The sequence below is a fragment of the Paractinoplanes pyxinae genome (genome assembly GCF_026626335.1).
GTDB lineage: Bacteria > Actinomycetota > Actinomycetes > Mycobacteriales > Micromonosporaceae > Actinoplanes > Actinoplanes pyxinae.
Window position 1 is genome coordinate 154,068 of record NZ_JAPNTZ010000022.1, and the last position, 14,819, is coordinate 168,886.

The 14,819-nt window shown below is 69.2% G+C and carries 16 protein-coding genes; 11 read left to right on the plus strand and 5 right to left on the minus strand.

What is annotated here, in order from left to right; all coding sequences use genetic code 11:
• The first annotated feature begins 100 nt into the window (after positions 1-100).
• From OWR29_RS43585 to OWR29_RS43615, 7 genes are all read left to right on the plus strand, one after another.
• The gene (locus OWR29_RS43585) at positions 101-1,111 is read left to right on the plus strand and encodes a LacI family DNA-binding transcriptional regulator (RefSeq protein ID WP_267569509.1); all 1,011 of its coding nucleotides are present in this window, start codon (positions 101-103) and stop codon (positions 1,109-1,111) included.
• Between the two features lie 206 nt (positions 1,112-1,317).
• On the plus strand, positions 1,318-2,775 hold the full coding sequence (arfA, locus tag OWR29_RS43590; RefSeq protein ID WP_267569510.1) for an arabinosylfuranosidase ArfA: 1,458 nt from the start codon (positions 1,318-1,320) through the stop codon (positions 2,773-2,775).
• Positions 2,772-4,100 (plus strand): ABC transporter substrate-binding protein, encoded by a 1,329-nt coding sequence (locus OWR29_RS43595; RefSeq protein WP_267569511.1) that lies wholly within the window; start codon positions 2,772-2,774, stop codon positions 4,098-4,100. The genes arfA and OWR29_RS43595 overlap by 4 nt, the downstream gene beginning before the upstream one ends.
• The gene (locus tag OWR29_RS43600) at positions 4,090-5,043 is read left to right on the plus strand and encodes a carbohydrate ABC transporter permease (RefSeq protein WP_267569512.1); all 954 of its coding nucleotides are present in this window, start codon (positions 4,090-4,092) and stop codon (positions 5,041-5,043) included. The genes OWR29_RS43595 and OWR29_RS43600 overlap by 11 nt, the downstream gene beginning before the upstream one ends.
• Positions 5,040-5,864, plus strand: a complete 825-nt coding sequence (locus OWR29_RS43605; protein ID WP_267569513.1) for a carbohydrate ABC transporter permease — start codon at positions 5,040-5,042, stop codon at positions 5,862-5,864. The genes OWR29_RS43600 and OWR29_RS43605 overlap by 4 nt, the downstream gene beginning before the upstream one ends.
• A gap of 2 nt (positions 5,865-5,866) precedes the next feature.
• Positions 5,867-7,555 (plus strand): glycoside hydrolase family 43 protein, encoded by a 1,689-nt coding sequence (locus OWR29_RS43610; RefSeq protein ID WP_267569514.1) that lies wholly within the window; start codon positions 5,867-5,869, stop codon positions 7,553-7,555.
• 23 nt (positions 7,556-7,578) lie between these two features.
• Entirely contained in the window at positions 7,579-8,592 is a 1,014-nt protein-coding gene (locus OWR29_RS43615) for a glycoside hydrolase family 43 protein (protein ID WP_438872729.1), read from the plus strand.
• Here the strand turns inward: OWR29_RS43615 and OWR29_RS43620 are convergent.
• Genes OWR29_RS43620 through galE form a run of 3 tightly spaced genes read right to left on the minus strand, consistent with a single transcriptional unit; the run spans position 8,589 to position 10,938 of the window.
• Entirely contained in the window at positions 8,589-8,798 is a 210-nt protein-coding gene (locus OWR29_RS43620; RefSeq protein WP_267569516.1) for a hypothetical protein, read from the minus strand. The genes OWR29_RS43615 and OWR29_RS43620 overlap by 4 nt on opposite strands.
• Before the next feature lie 29 nt (positions 8,799-8,827).
• On the minus strand, positions 8,828-9,967 hold the full coding sequence (galK, locus tag OWR29_RS43625) for a galactokinase (RefSeq protein ID WP_267569517.1): 1,140 nt from the start codon (positions 9,965-9,967) through the stop codon (positions 8,828-8,830).
• Positions 9,964-10,938, minus strand: coding sequence for a UDP-glucose 4-epimerase GalE (galE, locus tag OWR29_RS43630; RefSeq protein ID WP_267569518.1), 975 nt, complete (start codon positions 10,936-10,938; stop codon positions 9,964-9,966). Before galE ends, galK begins: the two co-directional genes overlap by 4 nt.
• A gap of 178 nt (positions 10,939-11,116) precedes the next feature.
• Here galE and trpS point away from each other — a divergent pair, with 178 nt between their 5' ends.
• Genes trpS through OWR29_RS43650 form a run of 4 tightly spaced genes read left to right on the plus strand, consistent with a single transcriptional unit; the run spans position 11,117 to position 14,017 of the window.
• Positions 11,117-12,139, plus strand: coding sequence for a tryptophan--tRNA ligase (gene trpS / locus OWR29_RS43635; protein ID WP_267569519.1), 1,023 nt, complete (start codon positions 11,117-11,119; stop codon positions 12,137-12,139).
• Complete coding sequence (locus tag OWR29_RS43640) at positions 12,132-12,689, plus strand: 2'-5' RNA ligase family protein (protein WP_267569520.1); 558 nt, start codon at positions 12,132-12,134, stop codon at positions 12,687-12,689. The genes trpS and OWR29_RS43640 overlap by 8 nt, the downstream gene beginning before the upstream one ends.
• A 19-nt stretch (positions 12,690-12,708) precedes the next feature.
• Positions 12,709-13,620 (plus strand): YihY/virulence factor BrkB family protein, encoded by a 912-nt coding sequence (locus OWR29_RS43645; protein WP_267569521.1) that lies wholly within the window; start codon positions 12,709-12,711, stop codon positions 13,618-13,620.
• Between the two features lie 7 nt (positions 13,621-13,627).
• On the plus strand, positions 13,628-14,017 hold the full coding sequence (locus tag OWR29_RS43650; protein ID WP_267569522.1) for a hypothetical protein: 390 nt from the start codon (positions 13,628-13,630) through the stop codon (positions 14,015-14,017).
• A gap of 70 nt (positions 14,018-14,087) precedes the next feature.
• Here the strand turns inward: OWR29_RS43650 and OWR29_RS43655 are convergent, their stop codons facing one another.
• Both OWR29_RS43655 and OWR29_RS43660 read right to left on the minus strand, forming a co-directional pair.
• Positions 14,088-14,408, minus strand: a complete 321-nt coding sequence (locus OWR29_RS43655; protein WP_267569523.1) for a hypothetical protein — start codon at positions 14,406-14,408, stop codon at positions 14,088-14,090.
• Positions 14,409-14,416: 8 nt separating this feature from the next.
• Positions 14,417-14,749, minus strand: a complete 333-nt coding sequence (locus OWR29_RS43660) for a hypothetical protein (RefSeq protein WP_267569524.1) — start codon at positions 14,747-14,749, stop codon at positions 14,417-14,419.
• Between the last annotated feature and the right edge of the window lie 70 nt (positions 14,750-14,819).

A 14,819-nucleotide genomic window follows, 5' to 3' on the forward strand; every position in this document is an offset into this window, starting at 1 on the left:
ACATGCCGTCACAGTAATCCGATTTGCTGATCCTTTAGCCTTCCCTTAGCTCCGCCGGGTGATCGGACTTAAGTACTGCAACGTTGTATAGTCCCTTTTCGTGCCGCCGGGCCTCAAGGATGTCGCCGCGCGGGCCGGTGTGTCGATCAAGACGGTCTCCAACGTCGTCAATGGTTATGTGCACGTGGCCCCGGCCACCCGTGCCCGGGTGCAGGCGGCCATCGACGCGCTCGGTTACGTGCCCAACATCGCCGCCCGTCAGCTGCGCAGCGGCCGCTCCGGGGTGATCGCGCTGGCCGTGCCCGAGCTGCAGTCGCCCTACTTCGCCGAGATCGCCGGTCTGATCGTGCAGGCCGCCGAGCGTCGATCCTGGACGGTGCTGATCGACCAGACCGACGGCCAGGCCGAACGCGAGCGCGACCTGGTCGAGGGGTTGCGGCGGCACGCCATCGACGGGCTGATCTTCAGCCCGCTGGCGCTGGCCGGGGAAGAGCTGGCGCTGCGCGACGGCACGCCGATGGTGCTGCTCGGCGAGCGCGTCTGGCACGGACCGGCCGACCACGTGGCGATCGACAACACCGCGGCCGCGGCCGACGCGACCCGACATCTGACATCGCTGGGGCGGCGACGCATTGCCGCCATCGGCGTGCAGGACAAGCCCTCCGCGGTGACCGCGCACCAGCGGCTCGCGGGTTATCGAGCGGCGCTGGCTTCGGCCGGGCTGCCGACCGATCCGGCCTTGGAGATGGCGGCTGAGGGCTTCCACCGGGCCGACGGGGCGGCGGCGATGGCGCGGCTGCTCGATCTTGAGACACCGCCGGACGCGGTGTTCTGCTTCAACGATCTGCTCGCGCTGGGGGCTTTGCGGACTTTGCTCTCGCGGGGAGTCTCGGTGCCGGGTGACGTCGCGGTGATCGGGTTCGACGACATCGAGGACGGGCGGTTCTCGACGCCGACGCTGAGCACGATCGCGCCCGACGCGCCGCGGATCGCTCAGCTCGCGGTGGATCTGCTGGCCGAACGGCTCGGGGACGGGCCGGCCGCGGCCGGGGCGCCCCGCGAGTTGCGCGTGGACCATCGGCTGGTGGCTCGGGAGAGCACTGCGGGCTGAGCGGGCCTGTGGATACAGCGGGGTGGCCCGTCGGGGCCGACTGTGGATGACGGCGCTCCTTGCCTTGACAAACGCGTAGTGTCGCCGTCCCGGGGTGGGTGGGGGAGGCGGCGGCCTACCAGGCAAGATCACGCGTTTCGGATTCGTTTCAGGATCTTTACCGCTGTCTCTTTACAACGTTGAATCCAACGTTGTAAAAACTTGGCATGGTAGTGGCGCAGCTCACCCTTGATCCGGCCTTCACGGTCGCCCCGGTCGATCGGCGGCTCTTCGGCTCGTTCGTCGAGCACATGGGCCGGTGTGTCTACACGGGCATCTTCGAACCCGGCCACCCCTCCGCCGACGCCGACGGGCTTCGCGGCGACGTGCTCGACCTGGTGCGCGAGCTCGGCGTCACCACGATCCGCTATCCGGGCGGCAACTTCGTGTCGAACTATCGCTGGGAGGACGGCGTCGGCCCGCGCGGCGACCGCCCCCGCCGGCTCGACCTGGCCTGGCGGGCGCTCGAGAGCAACGCGTTCGGGCTCAACGAGTTCATGCGCTGGTCGTCGCTGGCCGGGGTCGAGCCGATGATGGCGGTCAACCTGGGCACCCGGGGCATCGAGGCCGCCGCCGAGCTGGTCGAGTACTGCAACCTGACCGAGGGCACGGCCGCGTCCGACCTGCGCCGCAAGCACGGGGTGGCGCAACCCCACGACGTACGGCTGTGGTGCCTGGGCAACGAGATGGACGGCCCGTGGCAGATCGGCAGCCTGACCGCCGACGAGTACGGACGGCTGGCCGCCCGGGCCGGGCACGCCATGCGCCGGGTCGACCCCACGATCGAACTGGTCGCCTGCGGCAGCTCCAACTCGGACATGCCGACCTTCGCCGCGTGGGAGGCCACCGTCCTCGAGCACGCGTACGACCAGGTCGACTACATCTCGCTGCACACCTACTACGACCCCGAGAAGCACGACGAGGCCAGCTTCCGGGCCTCCGCCGTCGACCTCGACGGGTTCATCGACAACGTCGTGTCCACCGCTGATTACGTACGCGCGAAACTGCGCCGCCAGAAGCGGATCAAGCTGTCGCTGGACGAGTGGAACGTCTGGTACCAGTCCCGGTTCACCGAGCCCGAGGACAGGGCGATCGAGGACGTGCCGGCCCTGATCGAGGACGACTACAACGGCACCGACGCGGTAGTGGTCGGCAACCTGCTGATCAGCATGCTGCGCCACGCCGACCGGCTCACCGTCGGCGCCCAGGCCCAACTGGTCAACGTGATCGCGCCGATCCGCACCCGGGCCGGCGGCGAGGCCTGGCGGCAGACGATTTTCCACCCGTTCGCGCATACCGCCCGCCTCGCGCGGGGAACCGTGCTGCGCCCCGCCCTCACCTCGCCGGACATGACCACCGGCCGCTTCGGTGAGGTGCCGTCGGTCGACGCCGTGGCCACTCACGACGAGGAGTCCGGCGCCCTCACCGTCTTCCTGGTTAACCGTGGCACCGAGCCGGTGCCGCTCTCCCTCGATCTGCGTGCCTTCCCGCAGCACCGGATCCGGGAGCACCTCACGCTCAGCGCCGGTCGTCCCGAACTGGTCAACCAGGCGCCCCAAGAAGAGATCCTCCTACCGCCCGTGTCCTGGCACGCGCTGTGCCTCACCCCCGAGGAGTCCAAATGAATATTTCGCGCCGTAATTTGATGGCCCTGGGCGCCGGAGCCGGCGGTGCCGTGCTCCTGAGCGCCTGCGGCGACAGTGGTCCCAACGAGAAGGTCACCGGCGGCGGCCAGAACGCCGCGCCCGCCGCGACCGCGTACACCGGGCCGAACGTGACCCTGGCCTTCTGGAACGGCTTCACCGGTGGCGACGGCCCGTTCATGAAGAAGCTGGTCGACCAGTTCAACACCGAGCACCCGAACATCAAGGTCACGATGAACACGTACCAGTGGGCCGACTACTACCAGAAGACGCCGGCCGCCGTCGCCACCGGCAACGGCCCCGACGTCGGCGTCATGCACGTCGACCACGTGGCCACCAACGCGGCCCGCGGCGTCATCCTGCCCCTGGAAGACCTGGCCAAGGCGCTCAACTTCAAGGCGGAGGACTTCTCGCCGCCGGTGTGGAACGCGGGCGTCTACAACAACACCCGCTACGCGATCCCGCTCGACGTGCACCCGCTCGGCTTCTTCTACAACAAGGCCGTGATGGAGAAGGGCGGCCTCGACCCCGAGAAGCCGCCGACGACCAACGACGAATACCAGGCGGCCCTGGAGTCGATGAAGTCCAAGGGCATCCAGGGCGACTGGGTGACCCCGTTCGAGTTCACCGGCAGCATGCAGTTCCAGTCGCTGCTGTGGCAGTTCGGCGGCAACCTGTTCGACGACGGCGCGACCAAGGCGCTGTTCGCCGAGGACCCCGGCGTCAAGGCGCTGACCTGGATGACCGACCACGTCAAGAACGGCTACAGCCCCAAGAACGTGGCCCAGGACGCCGACATCGTGGCCCTGCGCAACGGCAAGAACGCGTTCAACTGGAACGGCATCTGGACGATCAACACGCTCAAGGAGGACAAGAACCTCCAGTGGGGCGTGTCCGCGCTGCCGCAGATCGGCCCGCAGAAGGCGGCCTGGGCCGGCTCGCACCAGTTCGTGCAGTTCAAGCAGAAGGCCAAGGACGACAACAAGCTGACCGCGGGCAAGGTCTTCATCAACTGGATCAGCCAGCACTCGATCGAGTGGGCCCGCGGCGGCCAGGTGCCGGCCCGCGCCGAGATCCGCAACGGCGCCGACTTCAAGGCCCTGCCCGAGCAGTCGGCCATCGGCTCGCAGATCGACGACCTGCACTTCCTGCCGCCGAAGCCGGGCATCGCCGACGTCATGGCCACCGTGGTCACGTCGATCAACGAGGCTGTCCTCGGACGCAAGGAGCCGGCCAAGGCGCTCGCCGACGGCGCCGCCAAGGCCAACCAGCTCCTGGAGCAGAACGCCAAGAAGTATGGCAGCTGAGACCGCACTCACCCGTACGCCGCCGGTGCCGACTGGGGAGTCCGGCGCCGGCGGCCGGGTGCGGCGTACGGGCACCCTCACGCCGTACCTGTTCCTGTTGCCGTACGCCGTCGTCTTCTGCACTTTTGTGCTGGCGCCGGCGGTGTACGGCCTGTGGATCAGCCTGCACGACTGGGACTACCTGCTGCCGGGCAAGCCGTTCGTTGGGCTGGACAACTACAAGGCGCTGTTCGATTCGAATTCGGCGGTCTACAGCTTCTGGTGGGAGAGCCTGTCGGCCACCGGGATCTTCACGGTTCTGAGCGTGCCGCTGCTGCTGGCTGTCCCGCTGATGCTGGCCCTGCTGCTCAACCGCAGCTTCAAGGGCCGCACCCTGTTCCGGGCGATCTACTTCGCGCCGTACGTGCTGGGTGTGGCCGTGATCGGCGTGCTCTGGCGGTTCCTGCTCGACCCGAACTTGGGCGTGGTGAACGCGGTGCTGGGCGCGATCGGGCTGCCGGGGGACACGCCGTGGACGACGGCGCTGCCGTGGGGCTGGGTCACGCTGGTCGGCGTCACGGTCTGGTGGACGCTCGGCTTCAACGCGGTGATCTACCTGGCCGGGCTGCAGGACATCCCGCGTGAGCTGTACGAGGCGGCGCGGATCGACGGCGGCGGCAAGTGGGCCGAGTTCCGGCACGTGACCTTGCCCGGTCTGCGCCCGGTGCTGCTGTTCGTCACGGTCAACACGGTGCTGGTGTCGGCCAACATGTTCGGCCAGTCCTATCTGATCACCCAGGGCGCGCCGGGCACCGAGACCCGTACGGCGATCATGTACATCGCCCAGGTCGGCCTGAGCGACTACAAGATGGGCAGCGCGGCCGCGATGAGTTACCTGCTCACGGCGTGCCTGCTGGTGATCAGCCTGATCGTGTTCCGCCTCTTCCGGGAGAAGGACGCATGAGACGAGTGAAGCCCGTCGCCTGGTACACCGTCCTGATCGGACTGAGTCTGATCTTCGTCGCGCCCCTGGTGTGGATGCTGCTGACCGCGTTCAAGACGCCCGGCGAGGCGACCCGGGTGCCGCCCACGGTGCTGCCCGAGGAACCCACCATGGGCGCCATCGACACGCTGCTGGGCAACTCGCAGACGCCGGTGCTGCGCTGGTTCGTCAACAGCCTGCTGGCCGCCACCGGCCAGGCCGTGCTGGTGCTGGCGATCGCCTCGATGGCCGCCTACGCCCTGGCCCGGCTCGAGTTCCGGTTCAAGAAGCTGATCTTCGGCATGATCATCGCGACGCTGTTCGTCCCGAGCTTCGTGCTGATCATTCCGAACTTCCTGATCGTCGACCGGTTCGGCATGCTCGACACCCTGTGGGCGCTGATCATCCCGGGCGCGGCCGGCGCGTTCGGCGTCTTCTTCCTGCGGCAGTTCTTCCTGAGCCTGCCCAGGGAGCTCGAGGAGGCGGCCGTGCTCGAGGGGGCCAACTCGTGGCAGATCTTCACCAAGGTGGTGCTGCCGCTGTCCAAGCCGGCGCTGGCCACGCTGGCCGTGATCAGCTTCCTGACCAACTGGAACGACTTCATCTGGCCGGTCTACGTGCTGTTCAGCCCCGACCAGTTCACGCTTCAGCCCGGCCTGGCGATCCTGCAGGGCGCGTACACGATCAACTATCCGGTGATCATGGCGGGCGCGCTCGTGGCCAGCATCCCGGTGCTGCTGCTGTTCATCGTGGCGCAGCGCTACGTGATCGAGGGTGTCTCCCGTTCCGGCCTGAAAGGATGATCATGCGACGTCTGACGGCCGCGCTCGCCGCGGCGATCACCCTCGTCGGTCTCACGGCGTCGGCGGCCCAGGCCTTCGGCGCCTCCGGGCCGCGCAACCCGATCTCGGCGAGCTTCGCCGACACCTTCGCCGACCCGGTGATCGTCCGCGGCGACGACGGGTTCTACTACGGGTACGGCACGTCCGACCCGCTGCGGGAGGGCGAGAAGGTCGCCCACCGCATCCCGATCGCGCGCTCGACCGACCTGAAGAACTGGAAGTACGTCGGCGACGCGTTCGGCGACCTTCCGCCGTTCGCGGCCGCCAACGCCTCGCTCTGGGCGCCCGACGTCCGCAAGATCGGCAACCGGTGGGTGCTCTACGCGACGGTGACCGAGACGACGACCGCTCCCGGCGCCTCGGCGATCGGCGTGGCCACCGCGCCCAAGCCGACCGGCCCCTGGACCTGGGCCGCGGAACCGGCCGTGCCGCCGCGCGCGGCGCCCGACGGTGGTTGGTGGTGGACCTTCGACCCGGCCCAGCTGACCACCCCGGACGGCAAGAAGTACCTGTACTACGGCAGCTACTTCGGTGGCATCTGGGTCAGCGAACTCACCGCCGACGGCCTGAAGATCACCGGCACGCCGACGCGCGTGGCCATCGACAACAAGTTCGAGGGCGCGTACGTCGTACGCCGCAACGGCTACTACTACCTATTCGCGTCGTCGGCCAACTGCTGTGCGGGCCCGACCACGGGCTACTCCGTGTCCGTGGGCCGGTCGCGCAGCCCGCTCGGCCCGTTCACCGACCGCGACGGCCTGCGACTGGACGTCTCGCGGGCCGGTGGCACCCCGGTCATCGCACCCAACGGCAACCGCTGGGTCGGCACCGGCCACAACGGACTGATCACCGACCGGCGGGGGCAGGACTGGTTCGTCTATCACGCGATCGACCGCAACGATCCGTATCTCGACGAGCCGTTCGGCATCAACGAACGCCCGATGCTGATCGACCGGCTCGACTGGGCCGGCGGCTGGCCGGCGGTGAACGGTGGCGACTGGGCGTCCGACAGACGCGACGCGCCCCCGGCCCGTACGCCCGCACCCGGGAAGTTGACCTTCTCGGACGAGTTCGGGAGCGCGAAGCCGGGCTGGAGCTGGGTGCGGCCGGACCCGGCGGCCACGGTCGGCGGGGGAGCGCTGAACTGGCCGGTCCAAGGCGCCGACCTGACGGGCACCGGCAACGACGCGGGCATTTTCCTTCGTACGCCGCCCAAGGGCCGTTGGATCGCCGAGACCAAGCTGACTTTGCCGCTGGGTGAGGACGTCGTCCGCAATTACCAGCAGGCCGGACTGATCGCTTACGCCGGCGACGACCTGTTCGCGCGGCTCAGTGCGGTGGCGATCTGGAACACCCGGCAGGTCGAGTTCGGCAAGGAGATGCCGTACGCGGACGCGCTTTCGTACGGCGGGACGATCGCCGGCACCCCGGGCCTCACGACGACGTGGCTGCGGCTCGCGCACCGGGTCGACCCGGTCAACGGCGAGCACGAGTACCGGGCCGGAGTGAGCCGCGACGGCAAGCGCTGGACGTGGGGTGGAGTGTGGACGCTGCCCGCCGACAGCAACCCGCGGGTCGGCCTGGTCGCCCACGGTGGCGCCGAACCGGCGGTCACGGCATCGTTCGACTATCTGCGGTTCTACCAGTGGTGAGGCCGGCGGGGGTGGCGGGGCGAGTGCTGTTGACCGGGGCGCTGCTGCTCGGCGGCTGCTCGGCTGATGACTCGGCCGCCACTCCGGCCGGCGGCGGATCGGAGACGTCGGAAGCGAGGCAGGGCGTGACCTTCACGAATCCCGTGTTCAGCGACAACTTCCCGGATCCCGGGGCCCTGCTCGTCGGGGCCACCTGGTACGCGTACGGGACCAATGGCCCGACCGGCAACGTGCCGGTCCTGACCTCCAGCGATCTGGTGAACTGGAAGCCGGCGGGCGACGTGCTGCCCGAAGTCGGCAAGTGGGCCGAGCCCGGCAACACGTGGGCGCCCGAGGTCATCACCGGCCCGGATGACACGTACCTGCTGTATTACACGGCCCGGTCGACCGCGACCAACCGTCAGTGCATCGGCGTCGCCTCGGCGACCAAGCCGGAGGGCCCGTTCGTCGACGAGTCCGACCAACCGCTCATCTGTCAGGCCGGCGAGGGTGGGTCGATCGACGCCAGCCCGTTCACCGACGAGAACGGCGACCGCTGGCTCTACTGGAAGAACGACGGCAACGCGATCGGGCAGCCGACCTACCTGTACGGGTCACGTCTCAGCGCCGACGGCCGGTCACTCACCGGGGAGCCGAAGCAACTGCTGGTCAACGACGCCGGCTGGGAGGCTCACGTCATCGAGGCGCCGCAGATGGTGCGCCACGACGGGAAGCTCTACCTGTTCTATTCGGCCAACGCCTTCGACAAGGAGGAGTACGCCCTGGGCTACGCGACCTGCGAGAGCCCGCTCGGCCCGTGCGTCAAGGCGGCCGAGAACCCGATCCTGCACACGTCACCGGCCGCGTCCGGCCCGGGGCACGGCTTCCTGGTCACCACCCCGGCCGGCGAGTCGTGGCTGCTTTACCACGCCTGGCCACCCAGCGCGGTCGGCAGCGTCGCACCCGGCCGGCAGCTGTGGCTCGACCGGGTCGACTGGGTGGACGGGCGGCCCGTGGTGAAGGGGCCGACCGTCGAGGCGCAACCGGCGCCGCGCTAGGACTTGTCCTCGTCGTCGCGCTCGGTGGCCTCCTCGATGGCCCCGGTGATCGCGCCCGTGAGGTCGCCGGCGGGCACCGCGATGCTCTCGCCGTAGCCCTCCTCGGTGCCCCGCTCGGGCTCGGGCGCGGTCGCGCCGCCGGCGAAGCCGAACTCGTTGGGCTCGTCGTGTTCCTGCTCACGGCCCTCGTTCTGTGAAGTCGTCATGCCCAGCGGATTACCCGGTGGGCCTGACGTTAAAGCCGCTCCGCGCCCGGGCCGGCTGTGACGGTCCAGGCAGTCGGGGGTGTGAAACCTTCCTTGGCGTACGCCTCTTCGACCGCGGCGGTGACCTCGGCCGCCTTGTCCGCGTCGATCAGGGCCAGAACGCAGCCACCGAAGCCGCCGCCGGTCATCCGGGCGCCGTACGCCCCGACCCGCAGGGCGGTCTCGACGGCGATGTCGACCTGGGGCACGGTGATCTCGAAGTCGTCGCGCATCGAGACGTGCGAGGCGGTCAGCAGCGGGCCGATCTCGCGCACCTGACCGGCGTGCAGCAGCTTCACCGTGGCCAGCACCCGGTCGTCCTCGGTGACGATGTGCCGCACGCGGCGGCGCATGACCTCGTCGTCGAGGCGCGCCAGGGCGTCGTCCAGCTGGTCGCCGGTGATGTCGCGCAGGGCGCGCACGCCGAGCAGACGGGCCGCCTCCTCGCACGACTTGCGGCGGGCGCCGTACTCGCCGTCGACGTGCTGGTGCGGGGCGTTGCTGTTGATCACCAGGATGGCCAGGCCGGCCGCGGCCAGGTCGAACGGGATCTGCTCGACCTCGTACGACCGGCAGTCGAGGAACAGCGCCCGGCCCTCCTGACAGCGGATGGAGGCGGACTGGTCGAGGATGCCGGTGGGCGCGCCGACGTACACGTTCTCGGCCCGCTGGGCGATCGCCGGGCGCTTCTCGAGCGGCACGTCGAGGCGGCCGAGATCGATCAGGGCGGTCAGCACCGACGACTCGAGCGCGGCCGAGGACGACAGCCCGGAGCCGAGCGGCACCTCGGAGGCGATGGCGATGCGCGCGCCGGGCACCTCGTGACCGGCGTCCTGCAGCGCCCAGACCACCCCGGCCACGTACGCGGCCCAGCCGGTGACCTCGCCCGGCTCGGTGCGCCCGAAGCTGACCGGCTCGTCCTCGAACGTCGAGCAGACGGTCCACTCGCCGGCCGGGGCCGGGCCGACCGCGGCGATAGTGCGCTGGGGCAGGGCGAACGGGAGCACGAAGCCCTCGTTGTAGTCGGTGTGCTCGCCGATCAGGTTGACCCGGCCGGGCGCGGCCCACAGGCCGGCCGGCTCGGCGCCGTAGCTCTTGCGGAACCGCTCGGCGGCGTCGTCGGCGATCATGCGACGTGCTTGCGGTAGAAGGTCCAGGCGTCGCCGATCATCGCCTGCAGCGTGTTCTTCTCGGGCACCCAGCCGAGCTCTTCGCGGGCCCGCTCGGACGAGGCGACCAGGGTGGCCGGGTCGCCCTCGCGGCGGGGCGCGATCTCGACCGGCAGCTCGGCGCCGGTGACCTCGCGGGCCACCTCGGCGACCTGCTTGTTCGAGAAGCCGTTGCCGTTGCCCAGGTTGTAGATGCGGTGCTCGCCCGCGGTGGCCGCGTCGAGCGCCAGCAGGTGGGCCCGGGCCAGGTCGTGGACGTGGATGTAGTCGCGCACGCACGTGCCGTCGACGGTGGGGTAGTCGTCGCCGAACAGCTGCAGCTTCTCGCGCTTGCCCGCGGCCACCTGCAGGGCGATCGGGATGAGGTGGGTCTCGGGGTTGTGCCGCTCGCCGATCTCGTGCTCGCCCGAGATGTAGGCTCCCGCGACGTTGAAGTAGCGCAGCGAGACCGCGGCCAGGTTGTGCGCGAACGCCTCGGAGGTGAGCGCGTGGTCGAAGGTGAGCTTGGTCGCCCCGTACGTGTTGGTGGGGGCCTTGACCGCGGACTCGGTGATCGGCAGTTCGACCGGGTTGCCGTAGACGGCGGCCGTGGAGGAGAAGATGAACCGCGGCACCCCGGCGGCGCGCACCGCGTCCAGCAGGGCCAGCGACTTCACCACGTTGTCGTGCCAGTACAGCTCGGGCTTGACCATCGACTCGCCCGCCGCGATCAGGCCCGCGAAGTGCAGCACCGCGTCGAAGCCGGAGCCGGGCGTCAGCACCTGGGCGGCGTCACGGATGTCGGCCTCGACGAACGTGGCGTCCGGTGCGACGGCCTCGCGGAAGCCGGTGACCAGGCTGTCGAGGACGGTGACCTCGTGACCGGCGTCCAGCAGGAGCCGGCTGGTGACGCTGCCGACGTAGCCGGCGCCCCCCGTGACGAGCAGTTTCACGGCGATACCCTTCCGCAGATTAGGCCTTCATAGTTCCACCAACTTCGCTCAAAAGTCAACATCTTCAAACATTGCAGCTCGGCCCCGTCAGGGTCGGTTTCAGGGCGGTGGGCGGGGTGGTCGGACGGCAGTACGGGTGGTTCGCTGAGCGCTGCGCGAGGCTGACACAATGGTCGTCATGTCCGATGTCGCCCGCCGTCCCCGCGTGCTTTCCGGCATTCAGCCGACCGCCGATTCGTTCCACCTCGGCAACTACCTCGGCGCCGTGCGCAACTGGGTGGCGATGCAGGAGACGCACGACGCCTACTACTGCGTCGTCGACCTGCACGCGATCACCATGGGGCACGACCCGGCGGCGCTGCGCCAGCGCACCCGCGTCTCGGCCGCCCAGCTGCTGGCCCTCGGGCTCGACCCCGAGCGGTGCACGCTGTTCGTCCAGTCCCACGTGCCCGAGCACGCGCAGCTGGGCTGGGTGCTGAGCTGCATCACCGGCTTCGGCGAGGCCGGCCGCATGGTGCAGTTCAAGGACAAGTCGGCCAAGGCGGCCGACACGACGACGGTCGGCCTGTTCACCTACCCGATCCTGCAGGCGGCCGACATCCTGCTCTACCAGGCCGACCAGGTGCCCGTGGGTGAGGACCAGCGCCAGCACCTCGAGCTCACCCGCGACCTGGCCCAGCGCTACAACACCCGCTTCGGCCGGACGTTCACGATCCCCGCGCCCTACATCCTCAAGGACACGGCCAAGATCACCGACCTGCAGGACCCGACGGCCAAGATGTCGAAGTCGGCCTCCTCGCCCAACGGCATCATCGAGCTGCTGGAAGACCCGGCCCGCTCGGCCAAGAAGATCAAGTCGGCGGTGACCGACACCGGCCGCGAGATCCTCTACGACGAGGAGAACAAGCCCGGCGTGAGCAACCTGCTCACCATCTACGCCGCGCTGACCATGCGGACCATAGACGAACTGCTCGAGCAGTACGAGGGCCGCGGCTACGGCGACCTGAAGAAAGACCTGGCCGAGGTCGTGGTCGACTTCGTCAAGCCGATCCAGGAGCGCACCCGCGCGTACCTGGAGGACCCCGACCACCTCGACAAGGTGCTGGCCATCGGGGCCGAGAAGGCCCGTGCCGTCGCCTCGGTGACGCTGGCCCAGGCCTACCAGAACATCGGGTTCCTCAGCCCGGCTCGCGGTGCTTAACCCTCTGACGACGCGAATAGGCGTCGCGATCGACATCCCCGGACCCTGGGGTGAACAGCTCACCCAGCGCCGGGCCGCCGCCGGTGACCCGCAGGCGGCGTACACCCCCGCCCACGTGACGCTGCTCGGCCCGACCGAGGTGCCGACCGAGGCGCTGCCGCGCATCGAGAAAGACCTCGCCGCCATCGCCGCCGCGCAGGCTCCGTTCACCATCCACCTGCGCGGCACGGGCACGTTCCGGCCGGTCACCGAGGTCGTCTTCGTGACGCTGGCGGCCGGCATCAGCGAGTGCGAGCTGCTGGCCGAGGCGATCGTGAGCTGCGACGACGTGGAGCGGGCGTCCTGGTTCCCGTACCACCCGCACGTGACGATCGCCCAGGACGTGCCGCCCGAGGCGCTGGACGCCGCGTTCGACGACCTGGCCGGGTTCTCGGCGAAGTTCCACGTGCCCGCGTTCACGCTGTTCTCGCACGGTGGCGAGGGCCCGTGGCGACGCCGGCGCGACTATCCACTCGGCTCTTCGCTCGGCTCTTCGCTCGGCGGGGCGTGACTTCGGTTACCGTCGGCGCGTGAATCCGATCGATCGGGCGTACGACGCGGCCGAGGCGCGCATCATGTGGCTGCGCCACCGGTCCAAGTACTTCGATCATCTGAGCCGCGCCGTCGTGCGCTACATCGACGTGCAGGGCGGCCGGCTGGCCGCCGCGATCGCCTACTACGGCTTCTTCGCCGTGTTCGCGCTGCTGCTCATCGGCTACTCGATCTTCGGCATCCTGCTCAAGAACAACACCGACCTGTTCGACATCGTGGCCGACTTCCTGCGGCTCAACCTGCCCTTCCTCGACGTGCCGGCCATCCTCGCCAGCGGCCGCACGGTCGGGATCGTGGGCATCGTCGGCCTGACCTTCACCGGCATCGCCTGGGTCGAGGCCATCCGCTCCTCGCAGCGGCTGATCTGGCAGCTCAACGAGCAGCCCGGCTACATCGGGGTGCGCCAGCTGCTCGACCTGCTGGTGCTGCTGGGCGTCCTGCTGCTGCTGGCGATGTCCCAGCTCGCCGTGTACGGGCTCAATCTGCTGCTCGACTGGATGGCGCACGGGATCGTCCGCTCGTCGGCCGGTCTGCTGCTGACCGTGGCGGTCAACATGATCCTGGCCGCGGCGCTGCTGGCCGCCGTGCCCCGCCTGCGGATGACCGTGCGCCGCATGGTTCCACCGGTGCTTCAGGTCGGCATCGGCATCACGCTGCTCAACACGGTGGGCAAGTCGTTCGTCGACCTGGTCCAGCGCAACCCCGCCTACGGTCTGGTCGGTTCGGCCGTCGGCGTGCTGGTCTACCTGTACGTTTTCAATCAGCTGCTGCTGTTCGGAGCCGCCTGGGCGGCCACCAGCCCGCACGGTCGCGTGGTGGACCTGTCAGCTGACGATAAAACTGTCCCCGTGGGGCAAAACACCTGGATTCGGCACACCGGCCCGGAATGATGAGCCCGTGGGCACACTCGTGACGTTGGATCTGCCGGCCGATTCGCCGGTGGCCGACCTTCCCTGGGTCATCACGATCGGATCGCTGGGCGACGAGGAGGACTGGGAGCCGGTGGTCTGCGGGCCCTACGAACGCGCCCATGCCTTAGCCCTAGCCCAGGCCGTTGTGGCCGACGAACAGCTGATGGCCGTGGTCGAGCCGCTGTTGCCCCGCCCCGACGCCGAAGCCATCCGTGACGAGATCGACCTGGCCCGGGCTGCCCTCGACGAACCCACGGCCGAGGACACCGAGACCGACGACGAGTACGAGACCAGGCGCGTACGCCCGGGCCGCCCACCCACCGAGGCCGAGGTGCGCGAGGGCTGGGCCCGGATCGCCGCCAAGCTGGCCGGCTGAGGAACCGCGGCCGACGAAATACGGGCGTGCCCCGAGAGGAGCACGCCCGCACGTCGACATTCAACGGCGCTTACTGGATGTTGATGCCGCCGTACTCGTAGGTGTCGCCCGCCTTGGGGCAGTACGCGTACGAGGGGCTGCGGCTCGCCACGGTCTTCCACGAGCCGACCGCGGAGACCAGGATGCCCCCCGGCCCGCTGTTGTGGCACGTGATGCGGGCGCGGAAGTTGCCGCTTCCCCCGTTGCAGATGGCCACGATCGAGTTGGCGGTGTACCGCGCCCAGCTGCAGTTGGTCGGCGTGGCCATCGCCGGGCTGCTCGTCAGACCCACGACACCTGAGGTCGCGGCGGTCACGGTGAGGGCCATGGCGGCCAGTTTCCTACGCATCATGTCCCCCGTCAGCTCAGCTCGATCGAGTCGGTGTAGTACGTCATGTTCGCGCCGTCCCACTTGGGGCAGTACGCCGTGGAGTACGCCCCGCTACCGACCTTCTGCCACGAGCCGTAACCGCTCTTGTAGTAGGTCTTGCCGCTGATCGTGATCTTGCACTGGATCCGGGCCATGTAGCTGCCCGTGCCCGACGAGCAGTACGCGATCGACGCACCGGCCGAAGCCCGGCCGTGGGTGCAGTTCTGCGGCGTCGCCAGCGCCGGGCCGGCGGTGGCGATCACGCCGGCGCCGGTCAGGGCCAGGGCTGAGACAGCCAGGCCGGCGGCTCTCCTGATATTCATGTTGTCCCCGTTTCTCCGTGTCACCGAGCGGGATCACCCGGTAACCGATCGAGGCATGAACATATCTGGA

Bases quoted from the DNA above. Each gene is read 5' to 3' on its own strand.
- OWR29_RS43605 (WP_267569513.1), top strand. From the start codon at position 5,040: ATGAGACGAGTGAAGCCCGTCGCCTGGTACACCGTCCTGATCGGACTG.
- OWR29_RS43610 (WP_267569514.1), top strand. From the start codon at position 5,867: ATGCGACGTCTGACGGCCGCGCTCGCCGCGGCGATCACCCTCGTCGGT.
- galK (WP_267569517.1), bottom strand. From the start codon at position 9,967: ATGATCGCCGACGACGCCGCCGAGCGGTTCCGCAAGAGCTACGGCGCC.
- OWR29_RS43655 (WP_267569523.1), bottom strand. From the start codon at position 14,408: ATGATGCGTAGGAAACTGGCCGCCATGGCCCTCACCGTGACCGCCGCG.
- arfA (WP_267569510.1), top strand. From the start codon at position 1,318: ATGGTAGTGGCGCAGCTCACCCTTGATCCGGCCTTCACGGTCGCCCCG.
- OWR29_RS43600 (WP_267569512.1), top strand. From the start codon at position 4,090: ATGGCAGCTGAGACCGCACTCACCCGTACGCCGCCGGTGCCGACTGGG.
- OWR29_RS43620 (WP_267569516.1), bottom strand. From the start codon at position 8,798: ATGACGACTTCACAGAACGAGGGCCGTGAGCAGGAACACGACGAGCCC.
- OWR29_RS43660 (WP_267569524.1), bottom strand. From the start codon at position 14,749: ATGAATATCAGGAGAGCCGCCGGCCTGGCTGTCTCAGCCCTGGCCCTG.
- OWR29_RS43595 (WP_267569511.1), top strand. From the start codon at position 2,772: ATGAATATTTCGCGCCGTAATTTGATGGCCCTGGGCGCCGGAGCCGGC.
- trpS (WP_267569519.1), top strand. From the start codon at position 11,117: ATGTCCGATGTCGCCCGCCGTCCCCGCGTGCTTTCCGGCATTCAGCCG.